At 41.8% G+C, this 22,030-nt stretch carries 19 protein-coding genes and 2 pseudogenes; 9 read left to right on the top strand and 12 right to left on the bottom strand.

Translation table 11 applies throughout. The annotated features are described in order from the left end of the window. A partial coding sequence (locus tag V7L12_RS16850; protein WP_335085852.1) for a DUF4347 domain-containing protein occupies nt 1–1,105 on the bottom strand: 1,105 nt, incomplete at its 3' end. A gap of 394 nt (nt 1,106–1,499) precedes the next feature. Here V7L12_RS16850 and V7L12_RS16845 point away from each other — a divergent pair. Continuing rightward, nucleotides 1,500–2,648, top strand: coding sequence for an alanine--glyoxylate aminotransferase family protein (locus tag V7L12_RS16845; protein WP_334820247.1), 1,149 nt, complete (start codon nt 1,500–1,502; stop codon nt 2,646–2,648). Nucleotides 2,649–3,488: 840 nt separating this feature from the next. On the opposite strand, the gene V7L12_RS16840 is transcribed toward V7L12_RS16845, so the two are convergent. Both V7L12_RS16840 and V7L12_RS16835 read right to left on the bottom strand, forming a co-directional pair. Next, complete coding sequence (locus V7L12_RS16840; RefSeq protein ID WP_335085850.1) at nt 3,489–4,916, bottom strand: hypothetical protein; 1,428 nt, start codon at nt 4,914–4,916, stop codon at nt 3,489–3,491. Between the two features lie 499 nt (nt 4,917–5,415). After that, nucleotides 5,416–5,739, bottom strand: coding sequence for a hypothetical protein (locus V7L12_RS16835; RefSeq protein WP_335085847.1), 324 nt, complete (start codon nt 5,737–5,739; stop codon nt 5,416–5,418). 504 nt (nt 5,740–6,243) lie between these two features. Here V7L12_RS16835 and V7L12_RS16830 point away from each other — a divergent pair. Further along, entirely contained in the window at nt 6,244–7,017 is a 774-nt protein-coding gene (locus V7L12_RS16830) for an MlaE family lipid ABC transporter permease subunit (RefSeq protein ID WP_335085845.1), read from the top strand. Between the two features lie 151 nt (nt 7,018–7,168). On the opposite strand, the gene V7L12_RS16825 is transcribed toward V7L12_RS16830, so the two are convergent. Next, a complete protein-coding gene (locus tag V7L12_RS16825; RefSeq protein ID WP_334821940.1) occupies nt 7,169–7,615 on the bottom strand; it encodes a hypothetical protein in 447 nt (148 codons plus the stop codon). A 391-nt stretch (nt 7,616–8,006) separates the two neighbouring features. On the opposite strand from V7L12_RS16825, the gene cruF reads away from it, so the two are divergent. Together cruF and cruG are read left to right on the top strand one after the other, a co-directional pair. After that, nucleotides 8,007–8,915 (top strand): gamma-carotene 1'-hydroxylase CruF, encoded by a 909-nt coding sequence (gene cruF, locus V7L12_RS16820; RefSeq protein WP_335085842.1) that lies wholly within the window; start codon nt 8,007–8,009, stop codon nt 8,913–8,915. Between the two features lie 177 nt (nt 8,916–9,092). Further along, nucleotides 9,093–10,274, top strand: coding sequence for a 2'-O-glycosyltransferase CruG (cruG, locus tag V7L12_RS16815; RefSeq protein ID WP_335085840.1), 1,182 nt, complete (start codon nt 9,093–9,095; stop codon nt 10,272–10,274). 113 nt (nt 10,275–10,387) lie between these two features. Here cruG and rnhA read toward each other — a convergent pair whose 3' ends face one another. From rnhA to V7L12_RS33225, 6 genes and pseudogenes are all read right to left on the bottom strand, one after another. Then, nucleotides 10,388–11,296: a ribonuclease HI gene (gene rnhA, locus V7L12_RS16810; RefSeq protein WP_335085838.1), complete on the bottom strand. Its 909-nt coding sequence runs from the start codon at nt 11,294–11,296 to the stop codon at nt 10,388–10,390. Nucleotides 11,297–11,420: 124 nt separating this feature from the next. Continuing rightward, the gene (locus V7L12_RS16805) at nt 11,421–11,675 is read right to left on the bottom strand and encodes a hypothetical protein (RefSeq protein ID WP_335085835.1); all 255 of its coding nucleotides are present in this window, start codon (nt 11,673–11,675) and stop codon (nt 11,421–11,423) included. Nucleotides 11,676–11,718: 43 nt separating this feature from the next. Further along, complete coding sequence (locus V7L12_RS16800; RefSeq protein ID WP_335085834.1) at nt 11,719–11,868, bottom strand: hypothetical protein; 150 nt, start codon at nt 11,866–11,868, stop codon at nt 11,719–11,721. Then, nucleotides 11,868–12,611 (bottom strand): M50 family metallopeptidase, encoded by a 744-nt coding sequence (locus tag V7L12_RS16795; RefSeq protein WP_334923718.1) that lies wholly within the window; start codon nt 12,609–12,611, stop codon nt 11,868–11,870. The genes V7L12_RS16800 and V7L12_RS16795 overlap by 1 nt, the downstream gene beginning before the upstream one ends. Before the next feature lie 136 nt (nt 12,612–12,747). Then, nucleotides 12,748–12,879: pseudogene (locus V7L12_RS16790) on the bottom strand (GTP-binding protein); the annotation flags it as partial. 492 nt (nt 12,880–13,371) lie between these two features. Next, a pseudogene (locus tag V7L12_RS33225) lies at nt 13,372–14,180 on the bottom strand (protein rep). Nucleotides 14,181–14,478: 298 nt separating this feature from the next. Here V7L12_RS33225 and V7L12_RS16775 point away from each other — a divergent pair. The 4 genes from V7L12_RS16775 to V7L12_RS16760 all read left to right on the top strand — a co-directional run bounded on the left by V7L12_RS16775 (nt 14,479) and on the right by V7L12_RS16760 (nt 18,498). Beyond that, nucleotides 14,479–15,252: a nucleoside phosphorylase gene (locus V7L12_RS16775; RefSeq protein WP_335085828.1), complete on the top strand. Its 774-nt coding sequence runs from the start codon at nt 14,479–14,481 to the stop codon at nt 15,250–15,252. 520 nt (nt 15,253–15,772) lie between these two features. Further along, nucleotides 15,773–16,336 (top strand): retropepsin-like aspartic protease family protein, encoded by a 564-nt coding sequence (locus tag V7L12_RS16770; protein ID WP_335085827.1) that lies wholly within the window; start codon nt 15,773–15,775, stop codon nt 16,334–16,336. A gap of 150 nt (nt 16,337–16,486) precedes the next feature. Then, nucleotides 16,487–17,851: a tRNA (N6-isopentenyl adenosine(37)-C2)-methylthiotransferase MiaB gene (miaB, locus tag V7L12_RS16765; protein WP_335085825.1), complete on the top strand. Its 1,365-nt coding sequence runs from the start codon at nt 16,487–16,489 to the stop codon at nt 17,849–17,851. 29 nt (nt 17,852–17,880) lie between these two features. Further along, a complete protein-coding gene (locus V7L12_RS16760; RefSeq protein ID WP_335085823.1) occupies nt 17,881–18,498 on the top strand; it encodes a hypothetical protein in 618 nt (205 codons plus the stop codon). Nucleotides 18,499–18,594: 96 nt separating this feature from the next. On the opposite strand, the gene V7L12_RS16755 is transcribed toward V7L12_RS16760, so the two are convergent. Beyond that, a complete protein-coding gene (locus V7L12_RS16755) occupies nt 18,595–19,572 on the bottom strand; it encodes a bestrophin family protein (RefSeq protein ID WP_335085821.1) in 978 nt (325 codons plus the stop codon). A gap of 621 nt (nt 19,573–20,193) precedes the next feature. Here V7L12_RS16755 and V7L12_RS16750 point away from each other — a divergent pair. Beyond that, entirely contained in the window at nt 20,194–20,331 is a 138-nt protein-coding gene (locus tag V7L12_RS16750; RefSeq protein WP_335085819.1) for a hypothetical protein, read from the top strand. A 248-nt stretch (nt 20,332–20,579) separates the two neighbouring features. Here the strand turns inward: V7L12_RS16750 and V7L12_RS16745 are convergent, their stop codons facing one another. Next, nucleotides 20,580–21,941, bottom strand: a complete 1,362-nt coding sequence (locus tag V7L12_RS16745; protein ID WP_335085817.1) for a hypothetical protein — start codon at nt 21,939–21,941, stop codon at nt 20,580–20,582. Nucleotides 21,942–22,030: the final 89 nt, after the last annotated feature.

The raw sequence follows: 22,030 nt of genomic DNA, 5'->3' as shown, positions 1-22,030 counted from the left end.
TAGTATTGAAATTGGTGTCGAGACTACCATTGCTGTTGTAACGCACTACAGCAAAGTTACCACTACTCACTCCTGCCACCAAAATCTTGCCATCAGCTTGCAGGGTAACGCTGTAGGCGGTATCGCTGCTGCCAGTACCAATATCAGTAGTGACTTTGCCAGTAGTATTGAAATTGGTGTCGAGACTACCATTGCTGTTGTAACGCACTACAGCAAAGTTACCACTACTCACTCCTGCCACCAAAATCTTGCCATCACCTTGCAGAGTAACGCTGTAGGCGATATCGCTACTGTTAGTACCAATATCAGTAGTAACCTTACCATTACTACCAAAGCTGTTATCGAGACTACCATCGCTGTTGTAACACACCACAGCAAAGTTATTACTACTCGCTCCTGCTACCAGAATCTTGCCATCAGCTTGTATGACAACACTTCTAGCAGTATCGTTGGTTTTTGAACCTATATCAGTAATCACCTTACCATCACTATCAAAGCTAGTGTCAAGAAATACTGTAGATAGAATTGAAGCGTAGGCTGTTATGACTTCTTGCCCAAACGCTAAACGAGGAACAATAGGCGCTGTAGAAACCTCCAGTTCCCAGTCACCACCTAATACAGCACTCCCTGTCAAGTCATCAGAGGCCGCTACTACTGCACCTGTCAATTCGCTCAGACAGCTTATAAACAATACACCTGGCTCGGTTTGAGCGACCTTGCAACCATACAGCAGTAGTTGTGCATCTTCACTCAAAGCATTTGCCCAACCCATAAGTTGGGCTGCGTAAAGATTGAGCGTTTCGTTGTTGAGTTGACTGTTGCCCAAATAGATGCACCCAGGTGCGCCGTGGGAAACAATGTGCAGACTATTGACTCCCTGATGAGACTCCAGCACTTGACTAATTTGCTCAATACCATCTTGGTTGGCATCTAAGACTACAACTAAAGTATCTGGTAATACACCCATTACCAGACTTTGGTAGTCATCAACCTGTGGGTCAATAAAAACTAGGCGAGTAGGATACAAGTCTAAAGTTGGTTTAATATTAATGCTGTTAGATATTTTGTTTATAGTAAAGTTTTTATTGCTACTATGCTCTATCATAATTGTCCAATAATAAATCCCTGATATTGAGCAAAAATGAAAATTTTTGCAGGTGATTGATGGTAGTTGCTTTCAATGTAGGAATAAAATAAATCCTTTCCCTCGGTAAATCCACCAGTTTAATTAATGGGAATTTAGAAATTTTGGGCATAGAAAGTAGCTGAAACCTTTGATAAAAAAACTCAGTACACATCTATATCCCGGCGTTGCATATTTGCGGGATGATTTAGCAACCAAAAATTTCCCCCTGCTTCCCCTGCTTACCTCAATTCATGTCACTGTTCTGCAATGCCCTATTCCCGGATTTCCTGTTCCCTCCCTACACAAGTAAGTTCAAGAATCAAATCGGATTCCTATATGATCCGGTAAGTATCGTCTAAATGAAGAGAGATTTATGACGCAAACAATTTCAATTAACGACTCCGGGCGCTTGCAACTCACGCCGCTAGAAATTCCATCCCGTCTGCTGTTGGGACCAGGGCCATCTAATGCCCATCCCACAGTTCTCCAAGCGATGAATACTTCACCTGTTGGGCATCTTGACCCAGCTTTTCTCGCACTCATGGATGAAATTCAGTCGTTGCTACGCTACGTATGGCAAACAGAAAACTCACTTACCATTGCAGTCAGCGGTACGGGAACAGCTGCAATGGAAGCAACCATCGCCAATGCTGTAGAACCCGGTGATGTAGTTTTAATTGGTGTAGCTGGTTATTTTGGTAATCGCCTCGTAGATATGGCTGGACGTTATGGTGCTGATGTGCGAACCATTACCAAACCTTGGGGACAAGTTTTCAACTTGGATGAACTTCAAACTGCCTTAAAAACTCATCGTCCAGCTATCTTAGCTCTAGTTCATGCCGAAACTTCCACCGGCGCACGTCAACCGTTGGAAGGGGTCGCTGATTTGTGTCGTGAATTTGGCACTTTGTTATTAGTGGATACGGTGACAAGTTTGGGCGGCGTCCCCTTGTTTTTGGATGCTTGGGGAGTTGACTTAGCCTATAGTTGTAGCCAAAAAGGGTTAGGTTGCCCGCCTGGTGCTTCTCCCTTTACTATGAGTGCGCGTGCAGTTGAGAAATTGCAACAGCGGCAAACCAAAGTTGCAAACTGGTATTTAGATATGTTGTTGCTAGGCAAGTATTGGGGCGCTGAACGCACCTATCACCACACAGCACCCATTAATTTATACTATGCATTGCGAGAAGCGCTACGTTTGCTTGCAGAAGAGGGATTAGCAAATTCCTGGCAGCGGCATCAAAAGAACGTAGAATATCTCTGGGAAGGTTTAGAGAATTTAGGACTGAGTATGCACGTTGAGCAAGAGTATAGACTGCCAACGCTTACCACTGTCCGCATTCCACCCGGAGTAGATGGTAAAGCGATCGCTCGGCAGCTACTCAATGAACATAATATTGAAATTGGCGGTGGTCTTGGCGAACTCGCTGGAAAAGTTTGGCGCGTGGGATTGATGGGCTTTAATAGTCGCAAGGAAAGTGTTGACCAACTTTTAGCAGCACTACGGCAGGTTTTACCTAAGTAGTTTTGATGGAATTTGGTGCGTTAACAGTAGCTTAACGCACCTGATAAAAAGAGCGTAGGCGTAGCCCGCCGTAGGCATCGCGCTAACATTATTTAAGAATTAAAGGAAAGTTGATACTTTACACTTACTTACTTACTCTTTTTACTTATCCCAAAATTTAAAGAAAGAGCAAGGTTAATTTTTGCAGGTCAATACAATCGCATTGTCAGGCGAAACAATCGCATTGTTAGTCGAAACAATCGCATTGTCAGTCGGAACAATCGCATTGTCAGTCGAAACAATCGCATTGTCAGTCGAAACAATCGCATTGTCAGCCGTTGCATTAACTAATCTAGTATTGTGTTTAGATAATAGTTATGATTCCCACAGTCATTGCACCCCTCCCCTTAGCAAGGGGAGGGGAGATAAAGCGTAGCTTTGGCGGGGTGGGGTTATTGAAGTTCATTAATATCTATTGAGTATTCCTCACTAGTTCACTGCGAGAAAAAACCAACAACCAGCAGAGGCAAGAGTATTAAGACAGATACAATCAAAACGAGGGTTGGCGGATCGACTTTAATGTGGTTCTTTTGTAGATCGCGCATTTGGCACTCTCTCGAACAATAAATATATTAACTAAGCCTAAAGGATGTTTACTTTTTTTTCCAAGCCCAATGAGGTTTAAAAGTGTAAACTTTTTAGCCCATCAGCTTATTTCTTCCAAGGCAATTTAGTCCCCATTTCAGTTAAAGCTGAGAAGATAAGATAAAGAATGAGTAACCCAGCAGCTGCAAAGAAAGCGAGTAAATCGTTATCCATAAATGCTATTTGCTAAAACTTCGCTAATCATAGCGGAATCATCTAATCTTTAGCATCTTTTTGAGTCTGCAATCTTTGATATTCTGGGTGCAAACTATACCAGCCATACCAGTGACGAACTGCAAGCCAAACTGTTGAAAGCAAACCCGCTAAACTAAGAGTTAGTCCGCTAAACGGTACTAATAATCCAAAAATCGGTAGCACTGCTCCAGCAATAGTAGCAACGATCGCAGCCAGAGAAGCACTGCGGCTAGCTCCCAATCCCCATGTTAAAATTAGTAAAATGATCGAAATTAAAGTCCAAGCCAACTGAGCATTGATAACGCGAGCTAGATAGGTCAAAGTCAACAGACAAGCAAAGAAAATACTACCAGCGATCGCAATATTTCTGAAACTCATTGGTAGTGACAAATATAACAACAATATCCACCACAAAAATATTGCCGGTGCTAGTAACAAAAGCCGGGGAATGATGCCAGTATGACGAATCGGGTCGGTGTTAGTAAACACTCCAAATGGATTTTTGACTGAAACATTATCGTCAAATTTCCAAGTAAACTGAGTACTGCGTCCATCAACTTTAATCTCATTTGGTACAACACCACTAGCAAAATCAGCTGGAGCAAAGTTGGCAATTGCTGTGAGGCGAAAATTAGAAAGCAACTGTCCTGCGGCGCTGTAAACCCAGCGAGGCCCGCCTTGAGCCTGATAGGTGACTCGAAAGGTGGTTTCTTCTCCTGGTTGCAGCCGGAAGGGAAAGCCATAGTCTCCCGGATTGGTTTGTTGTAGCCTAGTACCGTTACGCTCTACTTTGTAGCCAGCAAGCAGTGTGTAGCCGTTAGGCGGCGGTGCTTCAAAAAAGAAATTATTAATATCCTTGAGTTGGTTAACTACTTTATAATCAGCAGTGTATTCCACGCGATAAATTGAACTGCGACCTGGAACATCTACGCTTTGGTCTAGCTTGACTTGAATTTGCGAACCACCCAGCGTTAAGAAGCGGTTAATCTCTCGCGTATCATTGACTTTGACTATTTTGCCATTGGCTTGCGTAGTATAGGAGTATGGCTCCTGGGTAGTGTAGCGCACTTGTGGGGCAGATTGTTCGAGCTTTTCACCTGCGACACTTTGGGCCACTTGAGCCACCCTTGTTTGTTCCCAGTAGTGATAACGATTGCTCAAAGTTGAACAGAGAAAAAATCCCGGTACTAACAGAATTAATATTAGAGTTAAATGCTGTAATCCCCGCAATAGTTGGGAATAACGAACAGCCCATTCGCCAATAAATATAAATTGTTCCGACTGGCTGCGACGCAGAGAAAAACTGATAAGTGCGATCGCAACTCCCAAAGCTACGACCAAAAATACTAATAACAGTGAAGCTTTGAGCGCCTGGGTTCCAAATTGAACAAGCTCAATCGGATGCGTCAAATCGGGTAATCCGGGAATACCTTGAGCAGAAGATGACATTGGTTGATTTTTACAGAATTTGGAGAACCAGACCAATAAAATCTCTTAAAAGTTTCTGGACAATAGTTTTATTTGATACGTAGACAGTTTAAAGAAGTGCTACGTTGGCGTAGCCAGCCGTAGGCATCGCTCTGTCCCTGACTTGCTCGACTGTAACTTAGTATAAACACCAAAAACCCGGTCTTTATGACCGGGTTTTTGAGGGAAAACAATGGGGATATATTCCCCGAAGGTTAGTTATAGAGGTTCAGTATAATATCGATGCTCTGATATTTACTACCACGCCATTGTTACCCATTCCGGAAAATTAGCTAAGAATTTTTGACTAGTCTTCTTTAATCTCCTAAAATACAGCAACCTACTGGTAGCATCAGCGTGTAGGATTGATAAATATTAATTTTCCGGCTTTTGCTGATGAACAATGCATTTGCTAGCTGGCAAGAATGGCTAACAGTATTCACCTATCTAGGTTTTACCGTCTTCATTATCTGGCGCGTGTTTACCGTCGAGAAGAATTAAAAAAGCTGCATATCATCTCACCAGGGCCTTTTTGCTCAAAGGGCAAAACAGTCCCAGCTTGTTGAACCTTGACTCGTTCGCGACAATTGTAAACCTCTGTAGGTCTTTTTATGCCATCTACGCTAATAATTGCTTTGTATTCCCAATAATTTTTGGCACTTCGGCTGATACTGAGAATGCAAATCTGGTGGCGTAGACCGTCGTAGACAGCGTAATTGCGGCATACAGATGCAAAAACCGGATCTACCACGCAGAAAGGTAGTATTAATAGCAACAGAAATATTATGTATTTAATCCTGCTCATAAAAAATTGTTTAACATTATTTGGAAATATTATTTAATTTTTAAACCCTTTGAGTTGATTCAATTACTTTTCCTAGTTTGACAGACCAGAGATGAGAGCAGCAAAAAATCTCACAATGCTTTATGTGCTATTTTCCGCTAAAGTTTACTAAGCTAAATTGAACCGTGCCTAAACACCTTCTCTACTTTGAGGGTAAACATCTAGTACAACACGGCTTAAATAAACCACCCATTCCAAATCAATGAAACGCTTACACTGTATTCATTTTGAATTTTAAATTTTAAATTTTGAATTCCGCCTTGCGGTACTAGTGCGTCTGTTCATGTACCATACCCTAATACCAATTCGTAATATCCTGCAAGAAGCCGCACTTAGTGCATCTATTTAATTGAGAAAGTCAGATTACATCTGGCTGGGTTCCCACCATTTGTATCTGTAGTCTTATTTTGGAAAATTGATATAACAATAAATGTGCAAAAAAAGTCAGTTGTAAGGACGATAAAATTGCAACCAAAAACAAATTTTGAGCAATCTGAGATTACACGCTGTTTTGCAGCAATACTGCTCTTTGGTCAAGTGTGGCTACATTTACTCCAAGGGAAAACCTACTATCGCAAGATTTTGCAACATCTTGTTACCGCTGGGCCAGGTTCTATTTCTCCAGTTCTCCTTGTCAGCGGTTTTGCAGGAATGATTTTTACTATTCAGATAACGAGGGAATTAGCCCGATTTGGGGCTATCGATGCAGTGGGAGGTGCTTTTGCCTTAGCTTTTTGTAGAGAATTAGCTCCAATTTTGACCGCTAGTATTATGGCGGGACAAGTAGGTTCTGCTTTTGCAGCAGAAATAGGTGCAATGCGAGTCACCGAGCAAATTGATGCACTTTATATGCTCAAAACCGATCCGATTGATTATCTAGTACTTCCTAGAGTAATTGCTTGTTGTTTGATGGTTCCTTTGATGACGATTTTGGCTTTAGTTACAGGCATCATTGGCGGAGTTTTTGGCGCATCAAAGTTCTACCAAATTATTCCAGAAACATTTTTAGAATCAGTCAGAAATTTTTTAGAACCGTCAGATTTGTTTATTATTTTGCTAAAAGGGTTTATTTTTGGAGTGCTGGTTGCTGTCATTGGCTGTAGTTGGGGTTTAACTACTAGAGGGGGAGCAAAGGAAGTAGGAGAATCGGCAACAAAAGCAGTTGTTACTAGTTGGGTATCGATTTTTATTATGGATTTTTTCCTATCTCTACTGCTGTTTGAACAGCCTGCATTTTGAACCCAAGTAAGTATTGAACAAAATTCTCAACTTTTTAAGAAGTTGGGAATTTGAACTACAAAGTAAGTTGTGGGTAAATAATACTGCTTCTTCCTTTAAAGCATTGGCGCAACCCAACCCAGGCATCGCTTGCTTTCTCGGATATACTTCATCACGTTAACGGAATTTGGGAATATATGAACTTGTAGATTAGCGCACCCAAAGCTAAACCTCCCAATGAAAAGATAGAGGCAGTCGAAAAAGCTAGACCTTCTTTAAGACCCGCTATTTGAAAGTCTATTCTGACTAATATAGTCGCTGAAATGATGAGTAAAGTATCAAGAAATACCCGAAACCAGGCAATCATGATAAAGAATGAAAAAGCTGCTAAGACGGCAACGCCGAAAGACCTGGTATTTGATTGAAGAAAAATACTGTAGTAATATGTCATCTTCGGCCAAGGAGCAGTCAACGTTACGATTAAAAGCAAGATAGCAATTACAGTTGCCACCCACACAAATATAGGAGCATGTGTTTCTGATATTACCCAGCCCAAAGTACTGTAACTCACCAGTACTAGTGCCAGGGACACCCAAGGAACTCTTTTCCAAATTGACATGGGTTTATATTTCTAGTACAGGGTTAAGGTCTTATCGCATAAATTAAGTGTAGTAACTCAAGACTTTATTTTGCTTGAGGACTTGCTCAGTTTATGATGGTTATTGTCCCTTCACCATATCCCAGCCCAATATCAAAGAAGTTTTTTACGATACGGGTATCAGTGAGACAATAAACTAGAAGTTCTTACAGATAAAATTATGTAGATTTTGAATATATGGCTTAAACTAGTAAGTTTAGCATCATGTTTTTATAGCTTCAATCAATAGATTTTTATGCTGTTCCCAAGAAAGGCGAACAAGTTTGTCGAGAATTGCGGTACAAATTAATTAAAGATTTGTAAACTGTTAGCAGCCTAGTAGCCGCGTGTCACATCTTGTTAAGGGATTATCATGAGACAACTTATTATTGCTGAACGCGTATGCCTCATTGGTCATATCGCGTCAAAAGCCTTTGGACTGGTAGGGATGCTACTGGTAGTACCTAATGCCGAAATAATTTTCAACTTATCGCAGGTAGGTGAAACTGCCATACAGTTAAGTATGGCTGGCGGCGGTGTAGTTGATATCATCTTAGGGACAATAGCTGTCTCCATTTATGCCTACCGGACATTGGGATTAGGAACTTGGCTAGCATTTATGCTACCAGCTATGTTTATCTCTTTGGGGAGTGAACTACTGGGAACTAGCACAGGGTTTCCATTTGGTGATTATAGCTACCTGAGTGGCTTGGGTTATAAGATTGGGGGGCTAGTTCCTTTCACAATACCCTTATCTTGGTTTTATGTTGGGCTGTCGTCTTACTTAATAGCGATAACTGGTTTGAAAGTGGCTCAAAAACCCAGTTGGGGACGCCATATTGCTGCGATAGCCATTGGTGCTTTACTCTTCACTTGCTGGGACTTTGCCCTTGAGCCAGCTATGAGTCAATCTTCTCTGCCCTTCTGGTATTGGGAACAACCAGGAGCTTTCTTTGGGACACCTTACCAGAACTATGTAGGTTGGTTTGGTACTAGCGCCCTGTTTATGAGTGTGGCAGGATTATTGTGGAGAAATACCTCGATTAAATTAGAGCGATCGCAACTAAATCTGCCCTTAGTCGTTTATTTAACTAACTTTGCCTTCGCCGCCGGACTCAGCTTGGCCGCTGGATTCTCCATTCCTGTATTACTCGGCTTATTGCTAGGTGTGATTCCGGCTGTAGCGCTGTGGTTAAGGAGTTCAACCACACCTGCTCAAGTTACTGTTGAACCAGTAACCAAAGAAGTATCAGTAGCAAAGGTTGAAGTTGCCTTGAAATAAGCCTATTTGGGAACTGGGGACTGGGGACTGAGAATTGGGGAGGGAGAAGGGAATAAACCAATACCCAATACTTCGACTTCGCTCAGTACAAGTGCCCCATGCCCCATGCCCATTTATGTTGTATAGTAGCGATTTTAATTGTTAAGTATTTTGACAACAGTAGACAACGCTTCGATAATGGAAAGCGCAATTTCTCTTTTATTGCTACTTATCCAAGTACCAGCAACGGCGATTCTGTTTTCGCGGCTGCTAAAGGGGCCAAGACGCCATCCTCCAATAGAACCCCAACAGCCGACACCTAAGCTTTTGGGTAAGGTTAGTATCGTTGTTCCCACACTGAACGAAGTGCTTCGCATTAGCCCTCTGTTGGCTGGTTTAAGTCAGCAAAGCTATGAAGTTCGGGAAATTACGGTTGTAGACAGCAAATCTAGTGATGGCACCCCCGACTTAGTAAAAGCCTCACAGCAGAAAGATCCGCGCTTTCGCCTGATGACAGATGATCCCTTACCCTCTGGTTGGGTGGGGCGTCCTTGGGCATTGCATAACGGTTTTCTATATAGCTCAGAGGCTAGTCAGTGGTTTCTGGGGCTGGATGCTGATATCCAACCGCATCCTGGTTTAGTTGCTGGTTTGGTGAAGACGGCCGAAGCACAAGGCTACGATTTGGTTTCTCTTTCACCCCAGTTCATCCTCAAATATCCTGGGGAGTGCTGGCTACAACCGGCTTTGTTAATGACTTTGCTTTACCGATTTGACCCAGCGGGGATCAATACAGAGCAACCAGAACGGGTAATGGCAAATGGGCAGTGTTTTTTGTGTCGTCGCTCCGTTTTAGCTGCTGTAGGTGGTTATAACAGTGCGAAGAGTTCTTTTTGTGATGATGTCACGTTGGCACGCAATATTGCTATCCAAGGTTATAAGGTCGGTTTTTTAGATGGCGCAAAGGTATTAAAGGTACGCATGTATGAAGGGGCGATGGAGACGTGGAAAGAATGGGGGCGGAGTCTCGATCTCAAAGATGCAACTTCTCGCTCTCAGTTGTGCGGAGATTTATGGCTACTCGCATCTGTTCAAGGTCTACCCTTTTTAATTGTCCTGACTTTTTTGTTGATTTCTCCCACACTCTCATATTCGCACACTCCCCCACTCCTGCTGCTGGGACTGAATTTATTCCTGTTGGTGATTCGCTTTGCGATGCTAATAGCGATCGCACCTTCTTACGATCGCACAAACGCTAAAGGCAGCTGGTTATTCTGGCTTTCCCCTTTGGCCGATCCCTTAGCTGTGCTACGAATCTTCTTATCTGCATTCCGCACCCCGCGCGAGTGGCGAGGACGCAAATATAGTGCTGAGTTGTGAGTGCTGAGTAGAGAGTAAGCAGTGAAGAGTTTAGAGTGAGGAGTTAAAAATTCAAAACTCAGCACTCAGCACGGGCTAAACTTTAGCTATCCGCTAACAGCACTCAGCACTCCTTACTCCTCTTCACCTCCTACTTGATCCCCGCGTTCCAATTCCCAAAGAATTTGATTTCCTTCACGGCGTACCCGTGACACTATCCAGTTTCGCCAGCGCCATTGATCTCCACGACTGGTGACAGCGCTGGCGTGGACATCCATCAAGTCTGCTAACTCAGAACTGGTGATTAAGTAGCCTTTTTCAGAAATTTCGTCAGCTATACGCAGAGTTTCGACCAAGCTGCGGAGTTGCAAAACCCTCATTTCTGGCGGTTTTTCATCGGTTACGGCCGCAGTTGGCCCAGTTGATAGTTCCATAACGGTTATTTCTGGTGCAGAAGTACTGATTTCTTGCGGACTTTGGTTAGTTATTCTAGAGTTTTTTTCATAATCAGCTACTTTTGCTACATTTAGTTCATTTGTGGAAGGTAAAGATTTATAAAAATCTGTGGAAGATAATTGTTGTAGGGAAGGGGTTTTGCCACTTGCGTAAGTGCGAGCGATCGCATCACAACGTTCGTTACCTATGTTACCAGAATGTCCCCGGACGTGTTGCCATTTTACTTGTTGGGTATTGAGTTTATCTAAGATTTCTAAAAGGTCTTGGTTTTGGACGGGTTTACCATCCGACTTTTTCCAGCCTTTATTTTTCCAGCTTTTCACCCATTTGGTAACGCAGTTAATCAGGTATTCGCTATCTGTATGAAGGGTGATGGGTTGGGCTTGTTGAGATGTTTGCAGAAATTGAAGGGCGGCGATCGCAGCTTGCATCTCCATTTTATTATTAGTAGTATGAGGGGATGCATCGCCCATTTCGTGGATTGAGCCGTCGCTGAAGTAGACGACAACACCCCAACCGCCAGGGCCAGGATTACCGGTGCAAGCACCATCAGTGTATATGCTTTGAATTGTGGGTTGGGTGGACATGCTTAGAGTATCGAACCGCGAAGGTAAGAGTTATTAGCGGCGAATTTTTTTAACAATATCCAGGCTATTATACTGATAAAAACTCTTAATTCTTACTCCTGAATTCTGACTTCGGAATTCTTCTTTAATCCTCATCATCAGGCAAATTTTCCATTTCTTCAGTAATTAGCGTCTGAAAATCTTTGTCACAATGATTATACAGATGAACCGTAGCAGCTAGGAGTTCTGCGAGAATTTCAGCTTGTTGGTTAGCAGTTAAACTAGTTAACTGTAACTGGTTAATTAAGGCTTGTACTTTCAGGCATTCTGTACCTAATTCAGCAATCAAGCTACTGAGGGTTGAATTGGTGACTGCAAGAGGGCGATCTCTAATCTGCATATTTTAGTTATTGTCCCAATCTTTTACGCGCTTATTGGATTGCCTAGTCAAAAGCACAAATCTCTTTTTCCCAATACTTAATTAAATCTTCGTCGGGAAAACTCTTCTCTGATTCCAGTCTAATCTTTTCTTGATGTTTGGTAATTCTTTGAGCTAAAGATTCAATCGTCTTTTGATGGTGCTTCTTACTCATTACTCAGAACGATAAGCAACACGGAGACTTTGGATTAAAATTACCAGAGATGCGATCGCCATTAACCCGCCCCAAAACCAGTAAGGTAAAAGCAAATATCGCTGCATTTGGGCTGTATCAGAAATTCCAAGGGGGCCAGCAGAACTACTAAATAGATAATCAAGTTGATGGTACGTACTTACACAAGCTTGTACACCCAAAAATTGAATCACAAACCCTTGCGTCCAGCGAGGTGCTCTTAAGGCAATACCTAAGATTATTAAACCTAGTAAGGGAATTGCCACCAATCCAAACCAGGAACGCACCCAAATTAATGTGGACAACAGCAAAAAACTTCCTAAAATTTTCAAACAGAGGGTTGCTGCTCTAAAACTGCGGGAAGCCAGAATCAAAGCTGCACCGGCAAGAGGCGGCCCCATTGGCCCGGCTGCGGCGATTATTGCCGGGACAATTGGCGCCAACGACGACCGGATGCCATAAGTTGCGACACCAGAACCATTGCTAAAAATCTGCAACTTCTGAAACTGTCCCCCTAATAGCAGTGCCATTAAACCGTGACCCATTTCATGAAACCAAGTTGCCAGAATTGTAAATGGGTATAAGATATAATCCCCTCCTGGTACTTGCCACAATAAAGCAGTTGCGATCGCTGCTGCAACTAGCCAGGTTAGCCCCATACGTTCAACAACTGGCGGGGCTTCTTTGGTGAGCAAGGTTTTAAAATTTTTACTTGGTTCCCTCATAGGTCACTCATTGGCAGTGTATTTCCATCCATCCTAGTGTAATTATTCAGGTAATGGAGTTGCTGGACAATGCAACAATTCGCACCTCGAAGCGACAGCTGTCAACTATGGCGCTATCAATAAAAAGTAGCCATACCAGAAGTAAGCGATCGCGTATTCCCTGTACTACACGAAATGGGTCTGCCCCCGTCCGATCCATTTTGTTGATGAATGCCAAATGCGGCACATGGTAGCGCTTCATTTGCCGATCCACCGTAATGGATTGGGTACAGGAATAGGACGAGTGCCATATATTGAAGCTGCTAGACAGATGGCATTAGCTTAGGATCATTTTCTGTATCCACCCAAATATCTCAATTGCATAGTTGCAGCTGAAAGACAACTTCAGATATGGGAAGGAGGAGATTTTAGGTAAAGTTTAAAAAACGCCCTAGCGTATTATATTCCTGGGATGATCGCTACTCTCAACTAGATGACAGGTAAACACTTCTATAACAATTTTAAATAATTCGTGAGAAGTTATTTTATAACTTAATTATAGAAGCTATTTACTAGCTTCAAGTAAAGGCAATTTATAAATACCAGCCATCCGTTTTTTGGGCGACTGGTATTTATTTTTTCTGCTTTTTGGATTAGAGAAAGAATAAGCTAACGCTTAGAAGTATATGAAGATATGAAGAAAAGAGATAAAGAGTTGTACTCCACTAGTCGTGGAGTGGAATATACTTTAAATATTTTTTCTTAACGCTTCGCGCTGATGTCACTCTATATTAAATCTTTGTAACTTGCGCTCCCATCGGAAAAACAAACTTTCCCCATTCACCTCATCTGTCTCTTCACTTTCATTAATGAGGTCTTGGTTTTTCTCCTCTAATTCGCGCATATACTGCCTGAGTATACCCCCAACAGCGATCGCTCTACTTTTGTGTAGCTGACGGGTTAACTCTAAAAACCATTCTCTATCACCCACCAAATCTGACTCTTTCACCTGATACTTGAGAATTTCTGGGATAAGTAATGACGGGTTATGATGTTTTGCAATCGCACTAGTATGAATAATTGGCTGGTAATCAATTCGTAAGCACTGCTGCCACAACGTTACCCATTTGGCATGAGAAAGATAAGATAGCCATGACTGAAATACGAAGGCGGCACCATTGCCAAAATATGTAAATGCGGATGTGCTGAGACTCCATCTCTACCTTTAGTTACTTCTGTGGACTTCACCCAACCTTTCGCAGGCCATGCTTTCAATTCAGTGAATCGCTTAAAAGCTTTATTCATCGAATCCAAGTTTTCCCTGAGTTCCTCAATTTGGCAATTCCTTACAGTCAAAGTAACAAATAGCCAACGGGACTTGGGGTAATCAGTGACAACCTGTGGGAGAATTTTATAAGCTCTTGCTTTCCACATGAGCGATGTCTGACGACAAGCCGCTTTGCGTCTACGCCGCCACTGACAAACCGGACAGTGACGAACCCTACAGAATCGGGCATCTGATAGCTTTAACTTGAGAATACTTTCCGCTTCGTCTGGCACCAATTGAAACTTCAGCAACTCGGAACACATTCTCACTCGCCAAGCATACTGCTGAAAGCAATGTTCATCTGCTTTAGCGTAATAATGGAAAACTTTATCAGTATTAGCTCTGTGTTTGTCCCAGATTTTACCTATAGGCGAAACTTCGGATAAGCTCTGTAAATTTTGATTTTCTTGGAACTTTGAGGCTTTAGCGGACACATAATTACTGAGTCAGTTTGGTATCAATGTCCCAAATTAACACAATCTATACGGTATGGTATCAGTAATAGTACTTAGGTAAAAAGTACTTAGGTAAATATATAGGGCGATCGCAACTCTCAACTCTATGACTGGTCAACGCTTTTATCACATTGGCTTTGGGCAAGACGATTTAGGTTCATCGCCTCCCAGCATTGCTCTATTATCTGGCGATCCAGAGCGATCGCACCTAATTGCCCAAACTTATTTACGAGATGTACGTGTGTTGTCAGAAAATCGCGGACTCAATAGCTATCTAGGATACTTACCGAATGGTCGCAGCATCTTATCAGCTACAAGTGGTATGGGTGCGCCTTCATTAAGTATTGTTGTTAATGAGTTGGTACAAGTAGGAATCCAGCAAATTATTCGCATTGGAACTTGTGGTTCCATTCAATCTTATATACCAGTCGGTAGCGTTGTTATTAGCAGTGCAGCATTATGTCGCCAAGGTGCAGCAAATGATATTGCACCTGTGGAGTATCCAGCCGCAGCCGATCCTTTTCTGACAGTCGCTTTAGTTAAAGCTGCACGAGAATTAAAGGTTGAACATTACATCGGAATTACGGCATCAGTTGATACTTTTTACGAAGGACAAGAACGTACTGATTCCGCCAATCCAAATTTAATGCGATCGCTGCATGGCATTACAGAAGAATATCGGCGCTTGAATATCTTAAATTACGAGATGGAATGCGGCACACTGTTCAAAATGGCAGGAGTGTATAATTTTGCTGCTGCTGCTATTTGCGGTGTAGTTGCTTCGCGTACTGATAGTGAAAATATCATTTTAGAACAAAGAGATGTCGCTGTTAAAAATGCGATCGCAACTGCTGTAAATGCAGCAGCAAGCTTTGAGTAAACTAACAAATCTCTCTTATCAACTTCTTAGTATGTCAGATTGAATTTGCTCTAAGTATTTTTATCGTGTCTTTACCTAATCTTTAATTTATCAATCAGTAATTATAGGTAAGATGTATTGAGTAAGATGCAATTTTATCTTGATTGAGACACATTATATAAAAAACTTTATCAGCTAACTTAAAACTATAAAAATTGCTTAAAAGTATCTCGTTTTCAACAGAGATAATTTGAATTTTTATTTGTTAATTAAGAAAAACTCAGTTTTTATAGGCATTTTCAATCAGGTGAGGTACAAGTATGCAAATAGACCTAACCTCCTAACCCCCTTCCCGAAGCGGGAAGGGGGAACAATTCAAAGCCTCTCTCCTTTTATGAGAGAGGTTTGGAGAGAGGTCAAAATTGTACCTCACTGGGTCGAGAACCGCTATATATTAGAAAACTGTGCTTTTAATGTTTTACAGCCGCCATGATGAGTTTAGCTATTAAGAATAATCACAAAAATTGGAGAGCAGTATAACATGAAGAATGCTTGGAGGCGTTGGATTACGACCGTTAAAGTAGCTGCAATTGCACTAATGCCGACGCTGATATTTTTAGCATTCTTTCATCGGGCAACAGCAGACGATCCAGGAGCGTGTTACATGATAACTTCCTCTGGTAAAACCGTTGGATTGGGAAGGATTTGTGGCAATATCATAGCCGCACCTTCAGACAATAGAGTTTTTCGAGTCTCAATCAAACGCCGTTTTGGTGGAACTCCTGTGATTGATGTCACCTTCAACGACAAAAAAACCTTTGAAATGATTGTAGATACAGGTGCTAGTGGAACCATTATCACTCAAGATATGGCGAATACACTTCAACTCCAGGCTACAGGTACAATGCAAGCCCAAATTGCTGATGGTAGTGAAGTACAATTCTCAACCAGTAAGGTAAAATCTATTGCAGTAGGTGGAGTTACAGCCAATAATCTTCAAGTAGCGATCGCACCAAAAGCAAGCATCGGCTTACTGGGTCACGATTTCTTTGGCAACTATGACATCAAGATTTTCGAGAAAGAGGTCGAATTTCATCACCGCTAATGCTTGCAGCTTGTAACTTCTTAAGGTTTTTATATTGAAATATCAAAAGGAATCTGAGCCAAGATACTCAACACTCCTGAAGCAGCTTAAGAGCGTTATAGAATAGAAATAAACCTTACATAACATTACGCTGATTCAGCAGAATTGCCCATGACCACTTCTAAACGCCAATACCACATCACTACTTTCGGTTGTCAGATGAATAAAGCTGACTCAGAGCGCATGGCTGGCGTTTTGGAAGACATGGGCTTTGAGTGGTGTCAAGATCCGAATCATGCAGATGTGATTCTCTACAATACCTGTACAATTCGGGATAATGCTGAACAAAAGGTATATTCCTATCTTGGCAGACAAGCGAAGCGTAAACATGAGCAGCCTGATTTAACCCTCATTGTTGCTGGTTGTGTTGCCCAGCAAGAAGGTGAAGCGCTGTTGCGGCGAGTCCCAGAATTAGATTTGGTAATGGGACCACAACATGCCAACCGTCTGAAAGATTTGTTGGAGTCAGTCTTTGAGGGTAATCAAGTCGTAGCAACCGAAGCAGTTCACATTATTGAAGATATCACCCAGCCGCGACGGGATAGTACAGTGACCGCTTGGGTGAATGTGATTTACGGCTGTAACGAACGCTGCACCTATTGCGTAGTTCCCAATGTGCGTGGTGTCGAACAATCTCGCACACCGTCAGCTATCCGGGCTGAAATGGAAGAATTAGGACGGCAAGGTTACAAAGAAATTACTCTACTCGGTCAAAATATTGATGCTTACGGCAGAGATTTACCTGGAGTAACACCAGAAGGTCGGCATCTACACAACTTTACAGATTTGCTTTATTACGTCCATGATGTGCCGGGGATTGAAAGATTAAGATTTGCTACTAGCCATCCTCGTTATTTTACTGAGAGATTAATTCAAGCTTGTGCTGAGTTGCCCAAGGTGTGCGAACACTTCCACATTCCCTTTCAATCTGGGGATAATGAACTTTTAAAGGCGATGGCGCGGGGTTATACCCATGAGAAATATCGCCGGATTATCGATACCATTCGGCGGTATATGCCAGATGCCTCGATTAGTGCCGATGTGATTGTCGGTTTTCCTGGAGAGACAGAAGCACAGTTTGAAAATACCTTGAAACTGGTGGAAGATATTGGCTTTGATATGTTGAATACAGCAGCATATTCGCCGCGTCCAGGGACACCCGCCGCGTTGTGGGACAATCAACTGAGTGAAGAAATTAAAAGCGATCGCCTGCAACGGCTCAATCATCTGGGAAACTTGAAAGTAGCAGAGCGATCGCAACGTTACTTTGGACGCATTGAAGAAGTTTTAGTAGAAGACCAAAATCCTAAAGATCCAACCCAGGTGATGGGACGCACTGGCGGTAATCGTTTGACCTTTTTTAGCGGCAACATCAAAGAACTCAAAGGGCAGTTGGTGAAGGTAAAAATTACCGAAGTTCGCCCTTTTAGTTTGACGGGTGAACCGATTGAAGTGAGGCAAACTGTTTTGCAGTAAGAACTAGTTGAAGATTATACCCCTGACTTATGATGAAGTTACCGCAAACGATTCCAGTTCTTCTTTTTGGGGCTAGCTTGGCTGTAATTTCCCCTCAAAGTGCTGCTTTCAGCGTTCAAGAGATAGCTATTGTTGCCCAAGCATCAAGCGATTTGCCAATGGTCAAATCAGCTGGACTGTCCCCCGATATGGATGTGCCTTGGTCGAAAGCCGTAAGAATTCTTGACCCCTTTGAAGGGGAGTTTGTTGGAGTTTTCGATCGCAATTCTTTAGGTGGCCGCTTGTACCGTGAGGGTTCAAAGCAAGTTATTAGTTTGTGGACTCCTTCGAGCATTCGAGTACTCGTAACAGTAAATTCGGATCAAGCAAGGTCTTCTTTCTACATAGCAGGTCGTGTGTATCCCAGACCTGACTATTTTAGATTTACCACGACTAAAAAAGTCGATAAGCTTTTGCTCAAGGTCAGAAAAAAAGTTTTTCAATTAGACGGTTCAACTGGCACATTTGCTGTCAGTAAAGAATTAGCCACTGCTTTGAAAAATGCTCCAGATGAGAACTTAGATATCAGACTAGTCTTGGAAGGAGGTCAAACTGTTGATAGCGAAATTGGTAAAGGGACGGTAAAAGCTTGGCGAACTATTTATTAAGTGATTACATTTTTCAGCCAAGTATTTTCTCTGTTTAATAAAGGAAAAACCCCTCTGTTCTCATCAGAAGTTGACTGGTAAAACTTATTTATAGATTTAATAAGAACGAACATTGTTAGAAGCAAGCCTAATTAATTCTTCAACATTGTTTGAGATTGTATTGCAAATCGTATTTAAAGGTAAGTCATTAGGATCAAACCCAAAAGGTTCTTCGATTTCTGAGCCAATTTGCTCAATACTTAATAATGTAAAACTTACAAAACCCATTACTATACCAGTCCACCAATTTAAAAAGCTCACAATTTCCAAAGGTAATATAAGACAAAAAATTAATAACAGTTGTCTGAGTTTAATAGTATATATCAAAGGCAGCGGCGTTTTTAAAATGCGTTCGCAACCGCCTAAAATATCTACTAAATCATCTACACAATTATGTAGAGTAGTCAGTTGATAGACATTTAGACAATTTCGGTCATGCTGATACTGCAAGTAATCTCCTATCCAATAAGCAATTTGTAGTGGAGGATGATCACTATCTTGGAGTTGTAAATATTGTTTCTCAGACATTAATGATGCCAACTGAGTGTCTAAAGGCACCGATCTTAGATGTAACTTCATTGCAACTGCAAAAGCAGTTACTAACCGAAGCATTGCTTCTTTTTCTAATTTATCTTCTGGTGTCTTATCTTTAACTATTATCGAAATTCCCCGAGTTAAGTTCCGCGATGTATTAACTAAACCTCCCCATAGTTGACGACCTTCCCAAAATCTATCATGGGCTGTATTCGTCCGAAAAACTAATAGTAATGTAAAACCAATATTAAAACTTAAAACAGCATTGGTAAGAATCTTGCTGGAATCTGAAAATGCTATTGGTAATCCTAAATGAACTAAAAATGATATGAAAGTACCATATATAGTACAAAAAATTACCCAAGGAAGAATAATAGAGATAATTGACCTTTCAAGCCGAAGAGTTACTTGAAGCCAGTTCAGCTTTTCGCCTTTGTAAAGATGATACTTTTCTCTTAAAGAGTTTTTAGAATTATTTTGAAAATAGTTAGGTTGTTTCATGTTGTTAAGGTTTGAGGATTACATCAATTAGCAAACTAACTTTTTTAGCTAAATATATCTTGCTTAAGCAAGATATATGCAAAATGTAGATTTCCAAATAGTCACCGTAGTGGAACTATAATAAACACAAATTATAGTTGTAACATTTAAATTTATTTCTGTGAACCATCTTTAGGTAGGGAAATTCAATACTGTCTTCCAAATCTGCACCATAAACCTGATTTCTGCTTATATTGATTAAAGGTTGTGGTATTTCATTGCTTTCTAAGATAATTAGACAAAATTTCCAGCTATTTACAGTAAATATTTACTTTTTCTCATCGGCAGAACGATGCCTACAACGGGCTACGCCTACGCATTTGGGTTAATAAGCTAATGAGCATTTAAGTTGCATAAAACTAAGGCTGGAGCCGCTTACTACAAGCGAATCAGTGTGGAAAAATAAATGACGATTAGCTTAACAGTGTAGTAATCTAATGCGTAACTCTCAAGCTATAAAAGAAGATAAACCCAATGAAATTTGATATTAAGCCAGGAATTGATCCAATTTTAGATGTCCGTTTTGAGAAAAACCATTATTGGATGAAGGGTTATGCAAATACTTTTTAAAAGGACAAAACTATGTCATTACTAGATGATTTAGTCGAAACTTATTTTCATAAAGATTTAGCAACAGTATTTACACAAATTGGCATTGAAAGTATCAAAGCTACCGAAATAAATCGGCACATTATCAAACAAGTAATCCTTGCTCAATAGTTACTAGAGTTTGCTAGAGGTAAAAGCGATCTTGCTATCAATAAAGCTGAGAATATTAAAACTATTAAGGCGCGATTGCATTAGCTAGGCTACATATCAGCAGGCAATCCTAACAATGCAGACAGAGACAGAGGACTATTTGATGCGATCAAATTATTTCAATCAATTATTGCTGTCGCAGTACTGTTAATGGTGATAGATGAGTTTAATCTTTAAACTCTCTTCAACCAGGCAGTGGGTTAAAAAATTTATAGTTTCTGTCCTGCATAAATCGATCGCACTTCGCCATTACGTCGGATGACTGCTTCGCCATTACTGACATCTACTAGTGTCCAACCGCTGGAGCCGATACTTTCACCCATATTGATGCGGCGAGTCACGCCATCAATTTTAAACAAAGCGGCAGATTTGTTGCCCAACTCTAGCAATCCCTCTAAGGTATTACTCGGAGCAACTGCGATCGCAGTTGGTGGATATACTTGTTCCTGGGTAATAGTTGGTTCTGACTCTGGTGCGAGTGCAGCACGCAATGGAACTACTGGTAATGCAGGCAGAGGCTTGGGTGTTTGGCGCACGGTAATGGGTGCTGTTTTGGCCGCCACAGGTTTGAGTTCGGCTCGGACAGCCGCAGCTAACATATTAACAGTTACAGGCTTGGCAGCTTGTCGCACTGTATTCAGGGCAGTTTTCACAACATTAGGTTGAGATATCCGTAACGCACTGGCAACTTGTGGTAAAAGTGTGGGAGTCCCCGGAATGGCTGGAAGAGCGTAGCGCATTGGTGACGGCGCTTGATAAACAGGGACGTAGATGCGCTCAACAACGCTTCCAGAACGATTGGGGGCTGGTGGTGTATTGTTAGCTAGAAGTGGAAGTGCTGGTAGATTACTAGTTACTTGCTCACGGCCAAGGGCTATTTGGTTAGTATTTGCCTGACTGGAGAATCCTGGATTGAAAGATTTTTGATTGCTTTTTGCTCCTTGCTTATCTATAACAGCCAGTGCTTGGAGCATATAGTCAACTAACTCTGCCTCTATTTCTGTTTTTACGGGCAACCGTGACTGCGATTGCGGCAATAGAAGCGCTGATTCGGGCAATTTGGTATTTAAAAGATATACGACTCCAGACTGCACCAAGTAGATCATACTAGCGATCGCCACGCCTAAAGTTGTTCCTACAATCAGCAGTTTGCCCAAAACCGAACTAGTTTTTTGACGCTTTCTACTAACTGGTTTAACGGTGGCGGTGTCAAATATAACGGTACTCAATTGCTTATGGTTATCTTGAGCAACTGACTGTACTGGTTGATTCAAGGTGTTCGGTAAGATAATCTGTGGTATCGTAACTGTTTGCAGAGGCACGTATTCTGGAGGCGATTGGCGTTGAGCTTGGGCGGAAACTCCAGCAACAGAGTGGCCTGATTTGTTCTGATTAGTCTGCCTAACAGTTTGAGAAGGCAGATTACCACTAGCATCCAGAATGTAGTCGATATCGGCAAAGAGTTCATCCATTAGGCCATCAGCATAGTTTTCTATCGACCAAGGCTCGTTGGTGATTAAGTCTTCTGATGGTTCTGGTACTATGAGACGGGTGCTGGCTTCTTGTAACATAGACGTTCTGGGTTGTTGCTTGGACGAGGAAACGCCACCCCTACTGCCTGGAAATTAGGATTATCAGAGGAGGCAGCAGGTAGGGGCAG

This window comes from Nostoc sp. (assembly GCF_036918245.1).
GTDB lineage: Bacteria > Cyanobacteriota > Cyanobacteriia > Cyanobacteriales > Nostocaceae > Nostoc.
This window is presented reverse-complemented; position numbering and strand designations above follow the sequence as displayed.